Annotated in this window: 12 protein-coding genes; 3 read left to right on the top strand and 9 right to left on the bottom strand. The window is 70.1% G+C overall.

Features of this window, described 5'->3' with window-relative positions; genetic code table 11:
- Positions 1–29: 29 nt before the first annotated feature.
- The 8 genes from FXO19_RS04525 to FXO19_RS19135 all read right to left on the bottom strand — a co-directional run bounded on the left by FXO19_RS04525 (position 30) and on the right by FXO19_RS19135 (position 10,515).
- Positions 30–2,135, bottom strand: coding sequence for a M13 family metallopeptidase (locus tag FXO19_RS04525; protein ID WP_149193905.1), 2,106 nt, complete (start codon positions 2,133–2,135; stop codon positions 30–32).
- 270 nt (positions 2,136–2,405) lie between these two features.
- Entirely contained in the window at positions 2,406–2,786 is a 381-nt protein-coding gene (locus FXO19_RS04520; protein WP_149193904.1) for a TraR/DksA C4-type zinc finger protein, read from the bottom strand.
- Positions 2,787–2,832: 46 nt separating this feature from the next.
- Positions 2,833–3,717 carry a universal stress protein gene (locus FXO19_RS04515; RefSeq protein ID WP_149193903.1) on the bottom strand — a complete coding sequence of 295 codons (885 nt, stop codon included), beginning with the start codon at positions 3,715–3,717 and terminating at the stop codon, positions 2,833–2,835.
- Between the two features lie 15 nt (positions 3,718–3,732).
- On the bottom strand, positions 3,733–5,214 hold the full coding sequence (locus tag FXO19_RS04510; RefSeq protein ID WP_149193902.1) for a SulP family inorganic anion transporter: 1,482 nt from the start codon (positions 5,212–5,214) through the stop codon (positions 3,733–3,735).
- A 268-nt stretch (positions 5,215–5,482) separates the two neighbouring features.
- The gene (locus tag FXO19_RS04505; protein ID WP_149193901.1) at positions 5,483–5,839 is read right to left on the bottom strand and encodes a hypothetical protein; all 357 of its coding nucleotides are present in this window, start codon (positions 5,837–5,839) and stop codon (positions 5,483–5,485) included.
- A gap of 78 nt (positions 5,840–5,917) precedes the next feature.
- Positions 5,918–7,588 (bottom strand): CHASE2 domain-containing protein, encoded by a 1,671-nt coding sequence (locus tag FXO19_RS04500; protein ID WP_187775627.1) that lies wholly within the window; start codon positions 7,586–7,588, stop codon positions 5,918–5,920.
- 2 nt (positions 7,589–7,590) lie between these two features.
- Positions 7,591–9,225 carry a FecR family protein gene (locus FXO19_RS04495; RefSeq protein ID WP_149193899.1) on the bottom strand — a complete coding sequence of 545 codons (1,635 nt, stop codon included), beginning with the start codon at positions 9,223–9,225 and terminating at the stop codon, positions 7,591–7,593.
- 351 nt (positions 9,226–9,576) lie between these two features.
- Complete coding sequence (locus tag FXO19_RS19135) at positions 9,577–10,515, bottom strand: TolB family protein (protein WP_187775626.1); 939 nt, start codon at positions 10,513–10,515, stop codon at positions 9,577–9,579.
- 145 nt (positions 10,516–10,660) lie between these two features.
- On the opposite strand from FXO19_RS19135, the gene FXO19_RS04485 reads away from it, so the two are divergent.
- The 3 genes from FXO19_RS04485 to FXO19_RS04475 all read left to right on the top strand — a co-directional run bounded on the left by FXO19_RS04485 (position 10,661) and on the right by FXO19_RS04475 (position 14,421).
- Positions 10,661–11,728: a sensor histidine kinase gene (locus FXO19_RS04485; RefSeq protein WP_187775625.1), complete on the top strand. Its 1,068-nt coding sequence runs from the start codon at positions 10,661–10,663 to the stop codon at positions 11,726–11,728.
- Complete coding sequence (locus FXO19_RS04480) at positions 11,725–12,504, top strand: LytR/AlgR family response regulator transcription factor (protein ID WP_149193897.1); 780 nt, start codon at positions 11,725–11,727, stop codon at positions 12,502–12,504. Before FXO19_RS04485 ends, FXO19_RS04480 begins: the two co-directional genes overlap by 4 nt.
- A 588-nt stretch (positions 12,505–13,092) precedes the next feature.
- Positions 13,093–14,421: a DEAD/DEAH box helicase gene (locus FXO19_RS04475; protein ID WP_149193896.1), complete on the top strand. Its 1,329-nt coding sequence runs from the start codon at positions 13,093–13,095 to the stop codon at positions 14,419–14,421.
- Between the two features lie 253 nt (positions 14,422–14,674).
- Here the strand turns inward: FXO19_RS04475 and FXO19_RS04470 are convergent, their stop codons facing one another.
- The gene (locus tag FXO19_RS04470) at positions 14,675–16,504 is read right to left on the bottom strand and encodes a DUF885 domain-containing protein (RefSeq protein WP_149193895.1); all 1,830 of its coding nucleotides are present in this window, start codon (positions 16,502–16,504) and stop codon (positions 14,675–14,677) included.
- Positions 16,505–16,527 lie beyond the last annotated feature (23 nt).

Genomic DNA, 16,527 nt, shown 5'->3' with positions numbered 1-16,527 from the left:
TTGTCTGATTCCGCGCTAGCGACGGCGGGTCACCAGATGACGATGCGCGCCTCGCCGTCGCGCACCATGGCATCGTCCGGCTTGCACTCGAACGCGGCGGCGAAGGCCGGCAGGTTCGAGGGCGCGCCCGCGGCGCGGAAACCGGCTGGGGCGTGCGAGTCGGTCGCCAGGCGCACCTTCAGCTCCTCGGGCGTGAAGTTGCGGCGCCACACGGTGGCCCAGTTGAGGAAGAAGCGCTGGTCCTGGGTGAGGCCGTCGATCATCGGGTCCTGCTCGCCCTCGCGCGCGCGCTGCAGGGCGTCGTAGGACACCGCCAGGCCGCCGAGGTCGGCGATGTTCTCGCCGAGCGTCAGCTTGCCGTTGACGAACTGTCCGGGCGCCGCCTCGTAGCCGTTGAACTGTTCGATCAGCCGGTCGGTCAGCGCCTTGAAGCCGGCCGAGTCCTGCTCGGTCCACCAGTTCTCGAAGTTGCCGCTGGGATCGAAGCGGCTGCCCTGGTCGTCGTAGCCGTGGATCATCTCGTGGCCGATCACCGCGCCGATGCCGCCGTAGTTGAGGGCGTCGTCGGCTTCCGGGTCGAAGAACGGCGGCTGCAGGATCGCGGCCGGAAACACGATCTCGTTGCGCTGCGAGCTGTAGTACGCGTTCACCGTCTGCGGCGGCATGAACCACTCGTCCGGATCGACCGGCTGGCCGATCTTGTCGATGTTCCAGCGGTAGTTGAATGCGTTGGCGGCCAGCACGTTGCCGATATAGCTGTCGCGGCCGGTCTCCAGCCCGCTCCAGTCGCGCCACTTGTCCGGGTAACCGATCTTGGGCTTGAAGGTGGCCCACTTCTCCATCGCCTTCTGCTTGGTCTCCTCGCCCATCCACTCGAGGTTCTCGATGCGCACCTTCAACGCATCGCTCAGGTTCTTCACCAGCTCGTCCATGCGCGTCTTCGATTCCGGCGGGAATGCGACCTGCACGTACAGCTGGCCGAGCGTCTCGCCGACCTGCGAATTGATGGTGCCCAGGGTGCGCTTCCATTCCGGCTCGATTTCCTGCTGCCCGCGCAGGGTCTTGCCATAGAAGTCGTAGTTGGCCTGCACGAAGTCGTCCGACAGGAACGGCGAGGCGCGATCGACGGTGCGGAAGCGCAGGTAGGCCTTCCAGGTGTCTACCGGCACGTCGACGAGCATGGCGTCGACTTCCCGGTGGAATTCCGGGATCGCCAGCGAGAACATCTCCGGCGTGTCGATTCCCTGGGATTCGAAGAACCGCGTCCACGGGAAGTTCGGGGTGAGCGCGTCGGCCTCGGCCGGGGTCACCGGGTTGTAGCGCAGCTCGGCGTCGCGGGCGAGTTCGACCCGTGCCCTGGACTTGTCGGCCAGGCGCGTCTCGAAGGCGACGATCGCCTCGGCCTGCGCCGCGGCGCCGTCGGCGGCCACGCCGGACAGCGCCAGCACCCGCGCCACGTGCTCCTGGTAGGCGGCCAGCTTGTCCTTGTGACCGTCCTCGAAGTAGTAGGTCTTGTCCGGCAGGCCCAGGCCGCCCTGCATCGCATAGGCGATGTTGACCTTCGAGTCCTTGAAGTCCGGGCTGGCGCCGAAGCCGAACAGGACGTTCTCGCCGGCGGCGGCGCTGTCGCGCAGGTACCCTGCGACGGCCTCGGGGCCGTCGAGCGCCTCGATGCGGTCCAGGCGCTCGCGGAGCGGCGCGATGCCCTGTTCCTCGATGCGCGCCCGGTCCATGCCGGTTGCCCAGAAGTCGCCGGCGATCTTTTCCACGCCGGCGGCGCCTTCATCCGCGGCGGCCTGTTCGGCGAGCTGGCGCTGGATCGCAAGGGTGCGCTCGCCCAGCATCTCGAACGAGCCCCAGGAGGTGCGGTCGCCGGGGATGTCGTTGGCGGCCAGCCACTTGCCGTTGGCGTGGGCGTTGAAGTCCTGGCAGGCGCCGATCGCCTGGTCCAGGTCGCTGCCCTGGAAGCGGTTGACCGGCGGCAGCGCGCTTTCGTCCAAGGTCAGCACCGGCGCCGGTGCATCGGCGTCGGCCGTGGCATCGGCCGCGGCGTCGGGCGCCTCGCGGTTGCAGGCGGACAGCGCCAGCGTCACCGCCAGCGACAGAAGCAGGATGTTCGGTTTGCAGGAATTCACGCGCACACTCCGCCCGCTTGGGCATCAGATCGACAGGAAGGCCCCGGACGGCGGGGCACCGGGCACTGTACGCCCCGCGGTGCCGGGGCAGGGGTGTCGAAGGTCATGGGCGGATCGGCCCGTCGCGCCACAGCCGGCGGCCGCAGCGGCTCCAGCCGCATTCAACATCGGCGGCCGTCCCGGCGTCGACATCGCGCTGAGCCCGCAAGCAGCACGCCCTCACCCCGCGAGCGGGAGAAGGGATCCGCCGACGCTTGCGCCAGAACCGCTCTAGTCGCGGTAGCCGCGCCCGGCGTTCTCGCGTTCTTCCGCCAACTCGTCGGCGCAGTCGCGGCAGAACGGCGTCGCAGGGTCGGCCTGCAGCCGCGGCAGCGGAACGTCTTCGCCGCAACGGCAGCAGCGGCCGTAACGGCCGCGCCGGTGCCGCTCCAGTGCGGCGTCGATCCGGTCCAGTTCCGGCTTGAGCCGCGAGCGTCCGGCCTTCGCCATCTGTTGCTGCGCAATGGCGTCGATGCGGCTGACGCGCCCTTGCAGGGTCTGGTCCAGCGCCACGGGACGGGCGGACTCGTCCGGCGCGGCGAGCGCATCGAGCAGCGCACTGCGCTTGCGTTCGAGTTGCGCGATCAGCGGGGCATGGTCTGCAGTAGACATGGCTGCTAGCGGCTGGGGCGGGAAACGCGCGCTTCGGCCTGCGCGGTTACCGCAGCAGCAGCACCGGGACCAGGCAGCTGCGGATCATCGTGGTGGTGGTGCTGCCGACGATCAGCTGGCGGATCTTCGAATGCCCGTAGGCGCCCATCACCAGCAGGTCGATGCCGTGCTCGCGCACGTGGTTGCCGATCACCGACTCGGCGTCGCCGGCGGCGATCGAGGCGTGCACTTCGAAACCGGCCTCGGTCAGCACGCCGTTGGCCCAGGCCTGTGCCTCGCGCAGCGCGTCGTTGCCTTCGCCGGCGCTGACCAGGTGGCAGGGCAGGTCGCGGAACAGCGGGCTGCGCGCCACCATCTGCACGCATTTGCGCGTGGTCGGGCTGCCGTCGAAGGCGATCGCGAAGCGTGCGACCGGGCGGAACGCGCGCGAGGCGACCAGCAGCGGACGATGCACCGCACGCGCCACTCGCTCGAGATTGGCGCCCAGGTGACCCTTGTCGAAGTCGGCCGACTCGCCGCGCTTGCCGAGCACCAGCAGTCGTACGCCGGCTTCGAGCCCGGTGAGGGTCTCGGCCAGGCTGCCGTGGCGCTGCAGGCCCTCGGCGTCCTTGGCGCCGGCCTCGGCCGCGCGCGTGCGCGCCCGCGCCAGCAGCAGGCGGCCGCGTTCGGTCGACAGGCGGCTGCGCTTCTCGTCGAGTTCGGCCAGCTCCTGCAACAGCTCCGCCTGCGCCTCCAGGCCGATGTTGCCGCTGTAGTCGGCCGCGGCGGTCGGATGCCCCTCGCGGTCGAGCACGTGCAGGAACTGCAGCGGCGCGCCGAGCCGCTGGGCGGCCCAGGCGGCGTGGTCGGCGACGCTGTCGGCGTAAACCGAAGCGTCGATGCAAGCCAGTACCTTGCCGTCGACCGGAATTTCGTAGCCGTTTGCGCTCATTTCCGATTCCTCTCCTCAGTGTCCGCCCATCAGGTGCTCGGCGCCGGGCTTGTCGTGCACGCCCAGCCGGTCGACCAGTGTACGGCTGGCTTCGTCCATGCCCACCAGCTCGACCTCGGTGCCCTCGCGGCGGAACTTGAGCACCACCTTGTCCAGCGCGCCGACCGCGCTCAGGTCCCAGAAGTGCGCATCGGAGACGTCGATGCGGACGCGGTCCAGCACCTCGCCGAAATCGAACGAAGCGATGAAGCTCTCCGCCGAGGCGAAGAATACCTGCCCGGTCACCGTGTAGTGCCGCGCCGCGCCGTCCTCGGCGGAGACCGAACCGACGTGCAGCACCTGGCCGACCTTGCGGGCGAAGAACAGCGCCGACAGCAGCACGCCGGTCAGCACGCCCTTGGCCAGGTCGTGGGTCAGCACCGTGACCACCACGGTGGCGATCATCACCAGGCTGGAGGTCTTGGGATGCGTGCGCAGGTTGGCGACCGAGCGCCAGTTGAAGGTGCCGATCGACACCATGATCATCACCGCCACCAGCGCCGCCATCGGGATCATGCCCACCCAGTCGCTGGCGAACACCACCATCAGCAGCAGGAACACGCCCGCGGTCAGGGTCGACAGGCGGCCGCGGCCGCCTGACTTCACGTTGATCACCGACTGCCCGATCATCGCACAGCCGGCCATGCCGCCGAGGAAGCCCGCGGCGATGTTGGCCACGCCTTGGCCCTTGGCCTCGCGGTGCTTGTCGCTGGGCGTGTCGGTCAGGTCGTCGACGATGCTGGCGGTGAGGAACGACTCCAGCAGGCCGACGACCATCAGCGTCAGCGAGACCGGCAGGACGATCCGCAGCGTCTCCAGGTTCCACGGCACGTCGGGCAGCAGGAACACCGGCAGGCTGTCGGGCAGTTCGCCCTTGTCGCCGACGGTGGGCACCTCGATGCCGAACAGCAGCGCCGCCGCGGTCAGCAGCACGATCGCCACCAGCGGCGACGGAATCGCGCGGGTCAGCCGCGGCAGTCCGTAGATGATGCCCAGTCCGATCGCGACCATCGGATACACCATCCACGGCACCGCGATCAGCTCCGGGACCTGCGCCAGGAAGATCAGGATCGCCAGCGCGTTGACGAAGCCGGTGATCACCGAGCGCGAGACGAAGCGCATCAGATCGGCCAGGCGCAGGTAGCCGGCGGCGATCTGCAGCACGCCGGTGAGGACGGTGGCCACCAGCAGGTACTGCAGGCCGTGGTCGCGCACCAGGGTCACCATCAACAGCGCCATCGCGCCGGTAGCGGCGGAGATCATGCCCGGGCGGCCGCCGGTGAAGGCGATCACCACGGCGATGCAGAACGAGGCGTACAGCCCGACCTTGGGATCGACGCCGGCGATGATCGAGAAGGCGATGGCCTCGGGGATCAGGGCGAGGGCGACCACCAGGCCGGCAAGCAGGTCGGCGCGGACGTTCGGAAACCATTCCGCGCGCAAGTTGGAAAATGTCATTGGGGGCAGGATCCTGGACCGCGGCCGTGGAGACGGGCGGTCGATGGGAGACGGTCGGGGAGGCGGAGCGGAACGCCGGTGGTGCGCGCGGCGGGATCAGGACGCTGGCGCTAAGGTGGCGTCGTCCGGGCCGTTGCGGGCGTCACGTCCGGCACGGCGCGGTTGCCGCGCGGGGCGGTCCTGTCGGGTGCGAAGATCGACTGCTGCTGCATCGCAACATGGTAACAGGTTCGACCCATTGCCGGACCTCGCCTGCGACCGTCGCGGCTCAGCGCCTGTGTGCGGGCGCCGTCAGCGACAGCAGCAGGAAGCCGCCGGCGATGCCGATGTTCTTCATGAAGTGCAGCAACTGCGCATCGTGGCCGGCTCCGGCCACCGCCCAGAACGGGTGCGAAAGCAGTGCGTCGACGACCATCAGCAATGCCGCGGCCAGGGCGGTCCAGCGCAGCTTCCAGCCGAGTGCGATCAGCAGCCCGAGCAGCAGTTCGGCGGCACTGAAGGTCAAGGTGGCGCCGCTGGTCGACGCACCCTGCGCAGCACCCCACAGGCGCCAACTGCCCATCACCACGAACATGCTGGCCAGCAGCAGCCGAGGCAATACGATTGCGGGATTTGCTTGACGCATGCGGGTCGGCCTTCGCGTGTGGGCTCCGAGGGCATCGTGTCACAGACGCGTGCCGATCGCACCGGCACGGCCCGCGGTTCAGGCGAGCGCGACCCCTGCCGCGTGCTGGCTGCGGTCGCGGCCCTCGTGCTTGCCGCGATACAGGGCGGCGTCCGCACGCTGCACCAGGTCGACCGGACCCGGTTCGCGCGCCGGATCGAACGTGGCCATGCCGATGGTGAGGGTGATCCAGGGTGCGATCTCGGAACCCAGGTGCGGGATCCGCAGCGCGCGGACATCACGGATGATCGCCTCGGCGAGGGCGGCGGCGGCGGCGGCCGAGGTCTCGGGCAGGATCGCCGTCAGCTCGTCGCCGCCGTAGCGCGCGGCCAGGTCGCGCGGCCGGCGTGCGTGCACGCCGATCACGTTGGCGATCCGGCGCAGGACATCGTCGCCGGCCTGGTGGCCGTAGCGATCGTTGTAGTGCTTAAAATGATCGACGTCGATCAGCAGCAGCGACAGCGGCCGGCCGGAACGCTGTGCTGCCTTCACCTCGCGCGTCAGCGTGAGATCGAACATGCGGCGGTTGGCCAGGCGGGTCAACGCGTCCGAATGCGCCTGACGCTGCGATTGCCGCAGGCGCGACAGCGTCCATACCACGTAGCCGGCCGCGAGCACCGCCAGCGTCGGGGTCGGCTGGAACCAGTAGCGGCCATAGCGCAGCAGCAGCGCGCAGCAGAGCAGCGTCGCGGCGGCGCCCGTGGCGGCGGCGACCCATGGCCGCCTCCACGGGCTGCGCTCGCTGTACAGCGCCAGCGGCAGCAGCGCGAGCGCGATCGACAGCAACCATTGCCGCAGCCCGGAGAGCGGGATGATCGCCTGCCCGGTGGTCAGCGCGTTGAGGACGTTGGCGTGGTACTCGGTGGCCGAGAGCCGCGGGCCGCCTTCGGTCAGCGGCGTCAGCAGGCCCTGGTCGATGCCGGCGGCGGTCGCACCCACCAGGACCCAACGATCGCGCAGCAGTGCGTCGTCGACCGTGCCGTCGAGCACGTCGAGGTAGGACACCTGCGCGAATGCGCCGCTCGGGGCGAATGGAATCATGATGTGATGGTCGCGTACCCACTGATAGGGCGCGGCGCGCTGCCGTCGCGTGCTGCGCAATCCCGGCAACGCGCGGTCGGCGTCGGTTTCGGCACGCGTGTCCAGCAGCGCCACTGCCAGCGAGGGCCAGTGCGGCGAGCCCATCCCGGCGCGGAGATAGGTATGGCGCGCGACGCCGTCGCGGTCGGTTTCGGCGTCCACGTGGCCGAGGCCGGCGGCGGCCTCGATCAGCGACGGCATCGGCATCACTTCGATCAGCATGCCGCCCGGTTCGGCGGGCTCGGCCATGACCGGCAGGATGGTATTGCCGCTTTCGGCGAGTGCCTGGGCGAGCAGGGCATCGCCGGCGGGATCGTCGCGGGCCGGTTCGGCGAACACGATGTTCAGGGCGACCCCGCGCACGCCGGCACCCTGCAGGCGGTCGACGAGCTCGGCATGGACGCCGCGTGACCACGGCCAGCGCCCGAGTTCGGACAGGCTGCGCTCGTCGATCGCCACGATCACGATGCGCTCGTCCACCGGCTGCTCGAAGTGCGACAGCAGGGTGTCGTAGATCCAGGTGTCGATGCGCCAGGTCAGCTGCTGCGACAGCAGCACGCCGACACACAGCGCGGCGAGCAGGCCGATCAGCAGGCGTGCCGCCAGCTTGCGTCGGCGTCCGTCGCGCATGCTCAGAGCACCAGCAGCAACAGGCCGGCGGCGCCCAGCGCGATCCGGCACGGCAAGCATCCGACCTTGACGCTCTGGGTGGGGCCGAACGGATGCGCGTAGCCATCGCTGTCGATCAGCCGGGAGCGCATGTACCAGGTGCCGGGGCGCAGTGCCGGCAGCGCGATCTGGTTCTCGTCCAGGGTGCGCTCGAGTTCGATCCGCGCGAAATCGGCATCGCGCGACAACTGGAAGTGATAGCGCTGGTCGTCGTTGCCGGCGGCCCAGCGGACGTGCAGGTCGCGCTTGCTGCGTTCGACGCCGTCGGCGCCGATCGCCGGGCCCGGCTCCGCTTCGTGCAGGACGAAGCGCACCGGATCGCCGAATGGGCCGTGCTTGCCGGTGGCATCGGTCGCCCCGACGCGCCAGTAGTACGTGCCCGGCGGCAGCGCGTCCGGCGCGCGCTGCTCGTTGCGGCGCAGCCGGTCCAGGTCGATCAGCGGGGAGGCGAACGCCGGGTCGCGGTCGACCTGCAGCCGGTAACGCATGTCGTCGCCTTCGCTTAGGGTCCAGCGGAAGCGCGGGCGCGGACCGGTGGCACTGCCGTCCTGGATCGGGGCGATGGCGAACGGCGGCGCCGGTTGCGCCGCGACGCGGAAGCTACGGGTGGCGTCGTGGCCTTCCAGGCCCTGTGCATCGATCGCCCGCACCCGGGCGTGGAAGTCGCCATCGCCGGGCACCATCATTTCGGCACGGGGCGCATCCACCCGCATGTCCTGCAGCAGCGTCAGGAACTCCGGATCGGCACTGGCCTGGAGGCGGTAGCCGGCGGCGCCGTCCACCACCGGCCAGTCGACGGCGGCTGGCATCCGCTGCAACGCGTCGGGCCAGCCCGACAGGTCGGGTGCCGGCAGCAGCGGACTGGCCGGCAGTGGACGGCTGTCCTGGCCGCTCAGCGTGCCATGGCCGGCATCGAGCTCCAGGGCGCGCCCGCCGCCGCTGACCTGTACGCGTCCGTCCAGCACCTCGGAGCGGGTGTGCGAAGCATCGCGGCCGATGCGGAACTCCGTACCGCGCACGGTGGCCATGGTGCCGGGGCTGTCGACGATGAAGCGCGAGGCCGGTCCACGCGCGCGTTCGACCGAATTGGTGGTACGGCCGCGGATCAGCCGCATCCGGGTGTCGACCATGCCGGTGGCGCCATAGGCGCTGAGCCTGTCGAGGTGCAGTTCGCTGTCGCCATGCAGCAGCAGGCGCGAGCCATCGGCGAAGCGCAGGGTGAGCGTGGCGTCCGCCGCCGTGCGCAGCACGGTGCCGGCGCCCAACCGCATGTCCTGCGCGATCGGCGAGACCTCGTCGGGCGCGTCCACGGGGGCGGCCGTCGCTTCGCCGCGCAGTGCGACGACCGTTGCCTTCGCCGGCTGCACGCGCAGCCAGACCACCGGAATGCGCAACTGCGTGCCCGGCGCCATCTGCCACGGATCCTCGACATCGTTGTGCGCCTGCAGGCGCTGCCAGCGCACATCGTGTCGCAGGTAGGTCCGGCTCAGGTCCCAGATCGTGTCTCCGGGGCGGACCCGATAGCGCCACTCCTGTGCCGATGCGGTGGTGCTGCCGAGCAGGGCCAGCAGCATCGGCAACAGCCATGCGAGCCGCATAAACGGAGTCGGCGCTGCCTGACGGGCTCCGTGGCCGTCCGGTGGCGGGTGACTGCGGAGGCTACGCTTCAAATGCCGGCGCCTGTACTTGCACGGCGGTCATTGTAGTGGATGAAAGTACCCGACCGTATGTGGCATGAGCGCCCGCAGCCAGGAGCCGGGCGGCCGGGTCCCGTGAAGCGGATTGGGCTGCCCGTGGACCCGAGAGCCGTTCAGGAGGGTCCCGAGCGTCGGTCATTCCGGTGCCGGGATCGAATGGCGCTTATTTGGTAGCATCACTCCCGCCTTCGCGGGAATGACGAGCAAAGATGCCTCGATCGGGTCCTGGGTGCAGGCGGCGACCGGCCGACGTCAGCGCGGAAGGCGCAGCCGGGTCCGATAGAAGTCGCCCGGCGTGCCGGCATCGCGGACGAAGTAAAGCTCGTTGCGCTCCCACAGCATGGTCGGATGATATTCATCGGCGGCGCTGTTGATGCAGGGGCCGAGATTCGCGGCGGGTGCGAAGCCGGTCCGCCCCAGGCGGCTGACGTACAGGTCGCCCCAGCCGTGGCCCAGGTCGGGCAGGCCGTCGTCGCGCCGGTCCAGGCGCGCAAACAGCAGGGTGCGGCCGTCCGGCGAGATCTCCGGGTTGTATTCCCAGCGTTCGGGCGTGTTGACGCCGGCACCGAGTCGCGTCGGCGGCGCGAAGCTGCCGTCGGCGCGGCGTTCGCTGCGCCAGATGTCGACGTCCCCGAGCGGCACCGGTGCGTCGACGCGGGCGAAGTACAGGTTGCCGTGGCGGTCGATGCTCGGATACAGCTCGTCCTGGCCCTCGACGTTGACCTCGCGCCCGAGGTGGACCGGGTCGCCCCAGCCGCGGGCGGTGCGCCGGACCATCCACAGGTCCATGTCGCCGCGCTCGACGCCGTCGAGCGGTCGCATCGAGGAGAAGTACAGCGTGCGTCCGTCAGGCGAGACGAACGGGTCCATGTCGGCGTGCAGGCCGGAGAACGACGCGACCACCGGCTGGCTCCAGTGGTCCCGGGGCAGGCGGTAGGCGCTCATGATCACCGCGCGTTCGCGCGTGCCGGGCCACCAGCCCTTGCTGGTCGACCAGTAGGCGCGCAAGCGGTTCGGCGTGAAGCTGATGCGCCACTGCCAGTCCGCGTCGCTGATGACGCCGGGGGCGAACATCTCCACCTCCGGACAGTGTTGCGACCCGGCGGCAGCCGGGGGCGCCGCGGCGGAAGGGCGTGTGGTGCAGGCGAGCAGGGCGATCGCCAGGGCAGGCACGAGCAGGCGGGCATGCATGCGGAACTCCTCGGGTCGAAACCAGGGTCGAACATCCCCCCGCGCGCGGCCTGCGGCCATCGCGCCGGGACCAACCGCATGCAGGCGGTGACGAACAGTCTGCGGACGGTTGCAAGCGTCCACGGCCGGTCGCAGCATGCGATGCATGCATGGGAATACGCTCAAGCTCCTGGTGGCGGTGGTGGGCTGGTGGACGCTGTACGGCCTGCTGCTGGCCGCCCAGCTGCTGGGCATGGAAGGCCCGGACGGCGGCGTCATGCCGGCGGCGCACGCCCTGCGGCTGGGCCTGGCATCGGGGCTGATGTGGATCCCGCTGAGCGGATTGCTGCTGTGGTGGGTGCGGCGGTGGCCGATCGAACGCGGAAGATGGTTGCGCTCGACCCTGGCGATGACCGGCCTCGTACTGCTGATGGTGGTCCTGCGCGCGGGCGCGGTGGCGGCGTTGAACCCGTGGATCGGCTGGTACCAGCAGCTGCCCACGTTGCCGGCGCTGCTGTGGGCCAGCTTCGGCAACAACTTCCTGCTGCTGTGGCTGATGGTCGGCGTCGCCCATGTCTGGCTGTACGCGCGCCGGGCACTGGCGCGCGAGCGCGAGGCCGAACAGCTGCAGGCACGGCTGACGGAGACCCGCCTCGATGCGCTGCGTGCGCAGCTCAATCCGCACTTCATGTTCAACGCACTCAACTCGATCGCCGAGATGGTGCACCGCGACGCCGACGCCGCCGACCGCATGCTGGTCGGCCTGGGCGAACTGCTGCGCAGCAGTCTCGACCACCAGCGTTCGCAGCTGGTGCCGCTGCACGAGGAACTGCGGTTGCTGCGGCATTACCTGGAGATCGAGAAGGTGCGGCTGGGCGAGCGGCTGCGGCTGGACTGGCAGGTCGAGCCCGGCCTGGACCACCTGCCGGTGCCGCCGCTGGTGCTGCAGCCGCTGGCCGAGAACGCGATCCTGCATGCGATCGCCGGCAAGACCGCGCCGGGGCTGCTGCGAGTGGCGGTCCGGCGCGAAGGCGGGCGCCTGTGGCTGGAGGTCGGCGACGACGGCGGCGGCGGCCCGGCGACCGCACACCACGGCACCGGACTGCGCAACCTCCGTGCGCGGCTGGCGTACCTGTTCGGCGATGCGCACGGCTTCCAGATCGGCCCGGGCGATGCCGGCGGCACCACGGTGCGGCTGTGGATCCCGTGCCCGCGCCAGGAAATGGCGGCATGACCCGCCACGTGCGTGCGGCCATTGTCGACGACGAGCCGCTGGCGCGGGCGCGGCTGTCGCGGCTGCTGCTGGCGGAGGGCGACGTCGACGTCGTCGCCGAGTACGGCGACGGCGTGCAGGCCGCTGCCGGTCTCGCGGCGGCGGTGGTCGACGTCGTCTTCCTCGACGTGCGCATGCCGCATGCCGACGGTTTCGCGATGCTCGAGCGGTTGCCGCCGGCGCGGCGACCGCTGGTGGTCTTCGTCACCGCGTTCTCGGCGCATGCGCTGCGCGCGTTCGACGCCTCCGCCATCGACTACCTGGTCAAACCGGTGGCGCCGGAGCGGCTGGGTGAATCGGTGGCGCGGGTGCGGCAGCGGCTGGCGGCAGAGGCGGCCGCCGCGCCGGCGGCAACCGCGGACTATCCGGAACGCCTGGCGGTGCCGGACGGCCAGCGGCTGCGCATGATCCGCGTCGACGACATCGAGTACGTGCTGGCGCAGGGCAACTACCTGGAACTGCATCTCGGCGAGCGCACGCTGCTGCTGCGCGAGACCATGACCGGCTTCGTCCGGCGCCTGGACCCGCGGCGATTCGTGCGCATCCACCGTTCGCGCATCGTACGCCTCGACCTGATCGACCAGATCGAGCCCTACGGCGCCGCGCAGTACTGGCTGCGGCTGCGCAACGGCACCTGCATGACCTCCGGTCGCAGCTATCGCGAGCCGCTGCGCCGTGCGCTGGGCATCGCCCGCGATCCGGGTTCCCGGGACGACGACGCGCGGTACGCCCGGTGACCACGCACCGGAAAGTCACGACTGCCGGCAGCGGCATGCCATTGCCGCGCCACGATCGCGGCTGCACTCCCCCTGTGGGAGCGACGGAAGTCGCGACGAGCGGAGCCGCACCCCATGAGGCCATGGAGAGGGCGTCAGCCTACATGGGCTCCCTATTGGCGCTGGGCAGGCGGGGCCCAGTCGCGACTTCCGTCGCTCCCACAGGGCATGAGCGCGGCGCAGGATTCGGCCTTTGACGCGAGGGAGTACCGAACGCAGAGGCAATGATCGTGATGGCTGAACGGGCGCCGGAGCCCGTGCTGGCGGTCTTGGCCTGGCTCGCGTAGACTCCGCGGCGTCCTGCAACACGGTTGCCCCCGCCTTCGGGCGGAGACGATCCTGGTAGACCCGCCGCGGCCCCGTGCTCCGGCCCTTATCCCGCACGTCATTCGTCGCGCAGACACGGTCCGGAACCTTCCGAGCCGTCACCCATTACTCGCAGCGCGGTTCTGGATAGCTCCGAGTAAGCCGTCACGGCCGTCCGGCCGGACACGACGCAGACGCGTGTGCCCGGTATTCCGGCGCCGGGACCTCCCGGAGCAATGATTCATGACGTTCGAAACCCTCGGGCTCTCGCCCGCGCTGCTGCGCGCGCTGTCCGAAACCAACTACACCGTGCCCACGCCGATCCAGGCCGAGGCGATTCCGCTGGCGCTGGCCGGCCACGACCTGCTGGGCGGCGCCCAGACCGGCACCGGCAAGACCGCCGCGTTCGGCCTGCCGCTGCTGCAGCGACTGGCGAAGGAAACCCCGCCCAAGGGCCCGCGCAAGCCGCGCGCGCTGATCCTGGTGCCGACCCGCGAACTGGCGGTGCAGGTGGGCGACAGCCTCAAGGCCTACGGCCGTCACCTGCGCCTCAATGTCACCACCGTGTTCGGTGGCGCCGGCATGCACCCGCAGATCGACAGCTTGCGCCGCGGCGTGGACATCCTGGTGGCCTGCCCGGGCCGCCTGCTGGACCACATGGAGAACGGCCACGCCAAGCTCGACGCCGTCGAGGTGCTGGTGCTGGACGAGGCCGACCGCATGCTCGACATGGGCTTCCTGCCGGCGATGAAGCGGATCCTGGCGCGGGTGCCGAAGGCGCGACAGACGCTGCTGTTCTCGGCCACGTTCGAGCCGCGCATCAAGGCGCTGGCGCTGGAGTTCATGCGCGATCCGAAGCAGGTGCAGGTGGCGGCGAACAACGCCATCGCCGACACCATCGTGCACCGCGTGCATCCGGTCGATGCCGGCCGCAAGCACGACCTGCTGGTCGACATCCTGGCCACGCGCCACACCGAGCGGGTGCTGGTGTTCGGCAAGACCAAGCACGGCTGCAACCGGCTCGCCGAGCAACTGGAGAAGGCAGGCCTGCCGGCGGTGGCGATCCACGGCAACAAGAGCCAGGCGCAGCGGCAGAAGGCGCTCGCCGCGTTCAAGGCCGGCAGGGCGCGGATCCTGGTGGCGACCGACGTCGCCGCGCGCGGGCTCGACATCCCCGACCTGCCGCTGGTGATCAACCACGACCTGCCGATGGTGGCCGAGGACTATATCCATCGCATCGGCCGTACCGGCCGCAATGGCGCCTCGGGCGAGGCGCTGTCGCTGGTGGCACCCGAGGAGGGCGGCCTGTTGCGCCAGATCCAGCGCATGCTCAAGGCCGACATCGTGATGGACACGGTGGAAGGCTTTGCGCCGAGCCGGCCGATCGATCTGAACGCGCCGATCCCGAAGAACGGCGGCAGTGGCCAGCGCTCGCAGGGCCGCCCCGCAGGCAAGCCGGCGCACCGCGCGCATGGCAAGCCGCAGGTGCGCGGCGCGCAGCCGCATGCCGGGCCCAAGCAGCACCGTGGCAGCGGCAAGCCCGGCAGTGCGCGCCGCGGCGCTCGCGCCTGATTTTTTCGGGTCGCGACTGCAGGAAAGGAAAGGGCCGGCAATGCCGGCCCTTTCGTCTTTCGGTTGGGGCCGCGGTGGCGGCCTCCGTAGGAGCGCGCCATGCGCGCGATGCCGCGGGTGCCGGCAGGATCCGGTGAATGCCGCGATCCTGGACCGGCAGGCGCGCCGGCCATCGGAGTTCGTGGACGGCGAAATGCCCGCGGCATCGCGCGCATGGCGCGCTCCTACGGGGACGGCGATCCTGGGGCCCGGCTCAGCCCTGCGTCGCGATCCAGCGGTCGATCTTGGCTTCCAGCACGTCCAGCGGCACCGAGCCGTCCTTCAGCACCTCGGCGTGGAAGGCGCGGATGTCGAACGTATCGCCGAGTTCGCGTTCCGCCTTCGCGCGCAGTTCCTTGATCTTCAGCTCGCCGATCTTGTAGGCCAGCGCCTGGCCCGGCCAGGCGATGTAGCGCTCGGCCTCGGCGACGGCGTCCGGTTCGCTGACCGAGGAATTCTCGAACATGTAGTCGAGCACCTGCTGCCGGGTCCAGCCCTTGCTGTGCAGGCCGGTGTCGACCACCAGCCGCACCGCGCGCCACAGCTCGCCCTGCAGGCGGCCGAAATAGCTGTAGGGATCGGTATAGACGCCCAGGTCCTTGCCCAGCCCTTCGGAGTACAGGCCCCAGCCCTCGATGAAGGCGGTCTCGCCGCCGAAGCGGCGGAACGCGGGCACGCCTTCCAACTCCTGCTGCAACGCCAGCTGGAAGTGATGGCCGGGAATCGCCTCGTGCAGGAACAGGTCCTCCGCGTCCCAGATCTTGCGCGTGGGCAGGTCGAAGGTGTTGACGTAGAAGATGCCGGGGCGGCTACCGTCCTCGCTCGGCGACATGTAGGAACCGCCGGCGGCGGATTCGGCGCGGAAGGGTTCCACCGGCCGGATCTCGAAGCCGGCCTTGGGCGTGAGCGAGAACAGGTCCGGAATCTTTGCGTTGACCTTCTCCTCCAGCGCGCGATAGTGCGCGAGCAGCGCATCCTCGGATTCGAACTCGAACCGCTTGTCCGTCTGCATGAAGGCGAAGAAGTCCTGCAGCGATCCTTCGAAGCCGACTTCCGCCATCACCTTGCGGATCTCGCCGTGGATGCGGGCGACCTCGTCCAGGCCGATCTGGTGGATCTGCGCCGGCGACAGCTCGGTGGTGGTGCTCTGCTTGGCGGAGAAGGCGTACCAGGCCTCGCCCTCGGGCAGCGAATCGAGGCCGACCGTGTCACGCGTGGCCGGCAGGTATTCGTCGGCGATGAAGGCGCGCTGCTTGCGCAGCGCCGGCATCAGCTGCTCGCCGATCAGCGCCCGGTACGCGCCGGTCAGGCGCTCGCGGTCGGCCTCGGAAAAGTCCGCCGACATGTTGGTGATCGGGCCCCAGAACTGGCTGTCCTCCGGCGCGTCGGTGATCACCGCGTCCATCTGCGGCAGCACCTTCTCCATCACCACGCGCGGCTGCACCACGCCGGCCTCGATGCCGGCGCGCATGTTGGCCATCTCGGTGTCGATCAGGACCGGGATGCGTCCGGCGCGCGCCAGCCAGTTGTCGTAGTCCTTGACCGTCTTGAACGGCTGCGCGACCGAGCCGGAGCCGAGCATGACCGCGTAGCTGACCAGGCTGCCCATCTGGTTGACCGGCAGCATCCAGTCCGGGAAGCGTTCGGCTTCCAGCGCATCGCGCCGCTCGCGGACGAAGATCTGGTAGCTCAGCAGGTCCTGGCCCTCCAGCCCGTCCTCGCCGATGGCCTCGACCCGGCGTAGCCAGCGGTCGTTGAACTCGTGCATCTGTTGGCGGTACTCGGCCGAGCCGAAGTCCGGCAGCTGGTCGTCGTAGCGATGGTCGCCCTGGAAGGTGGCCTGGACCGGATTGAGCTGCAGGTTCTCTTCCCAGAACCCTTCGTAGAGCGTGGCCAGTTGCGCGGCCTTGTCGCTGGCCGTCGCCGGCGTCGTCGCGGTTCCGGTGCGTTCCGCGGTATCGGTGGTGGTGGTCGAGGGCCCGCAGGCCGTCAGCGCGGCGGCCAGTGCGAGGGAGATGGAGAGTGCGAGCGGGCGGACGGCCATGCGGGAGGTTCCGGGTCGGGGGA

The sequence above is a fragment of the Luteimonas suaedae genome (genome assembly GCF_008312895.1).
Taxonomy (GTDB): Bacteria; Pseudomonadota; Gammaproteobacteria; order Xanthomonadales; family Xanthomonadaceae; genus Luteimonas; species Luteimonas suaedae.
Note: the sequence above shows the minus strand (reverse complement) of the source record. Positions and strands in the feature narration are given on the sequence as shown.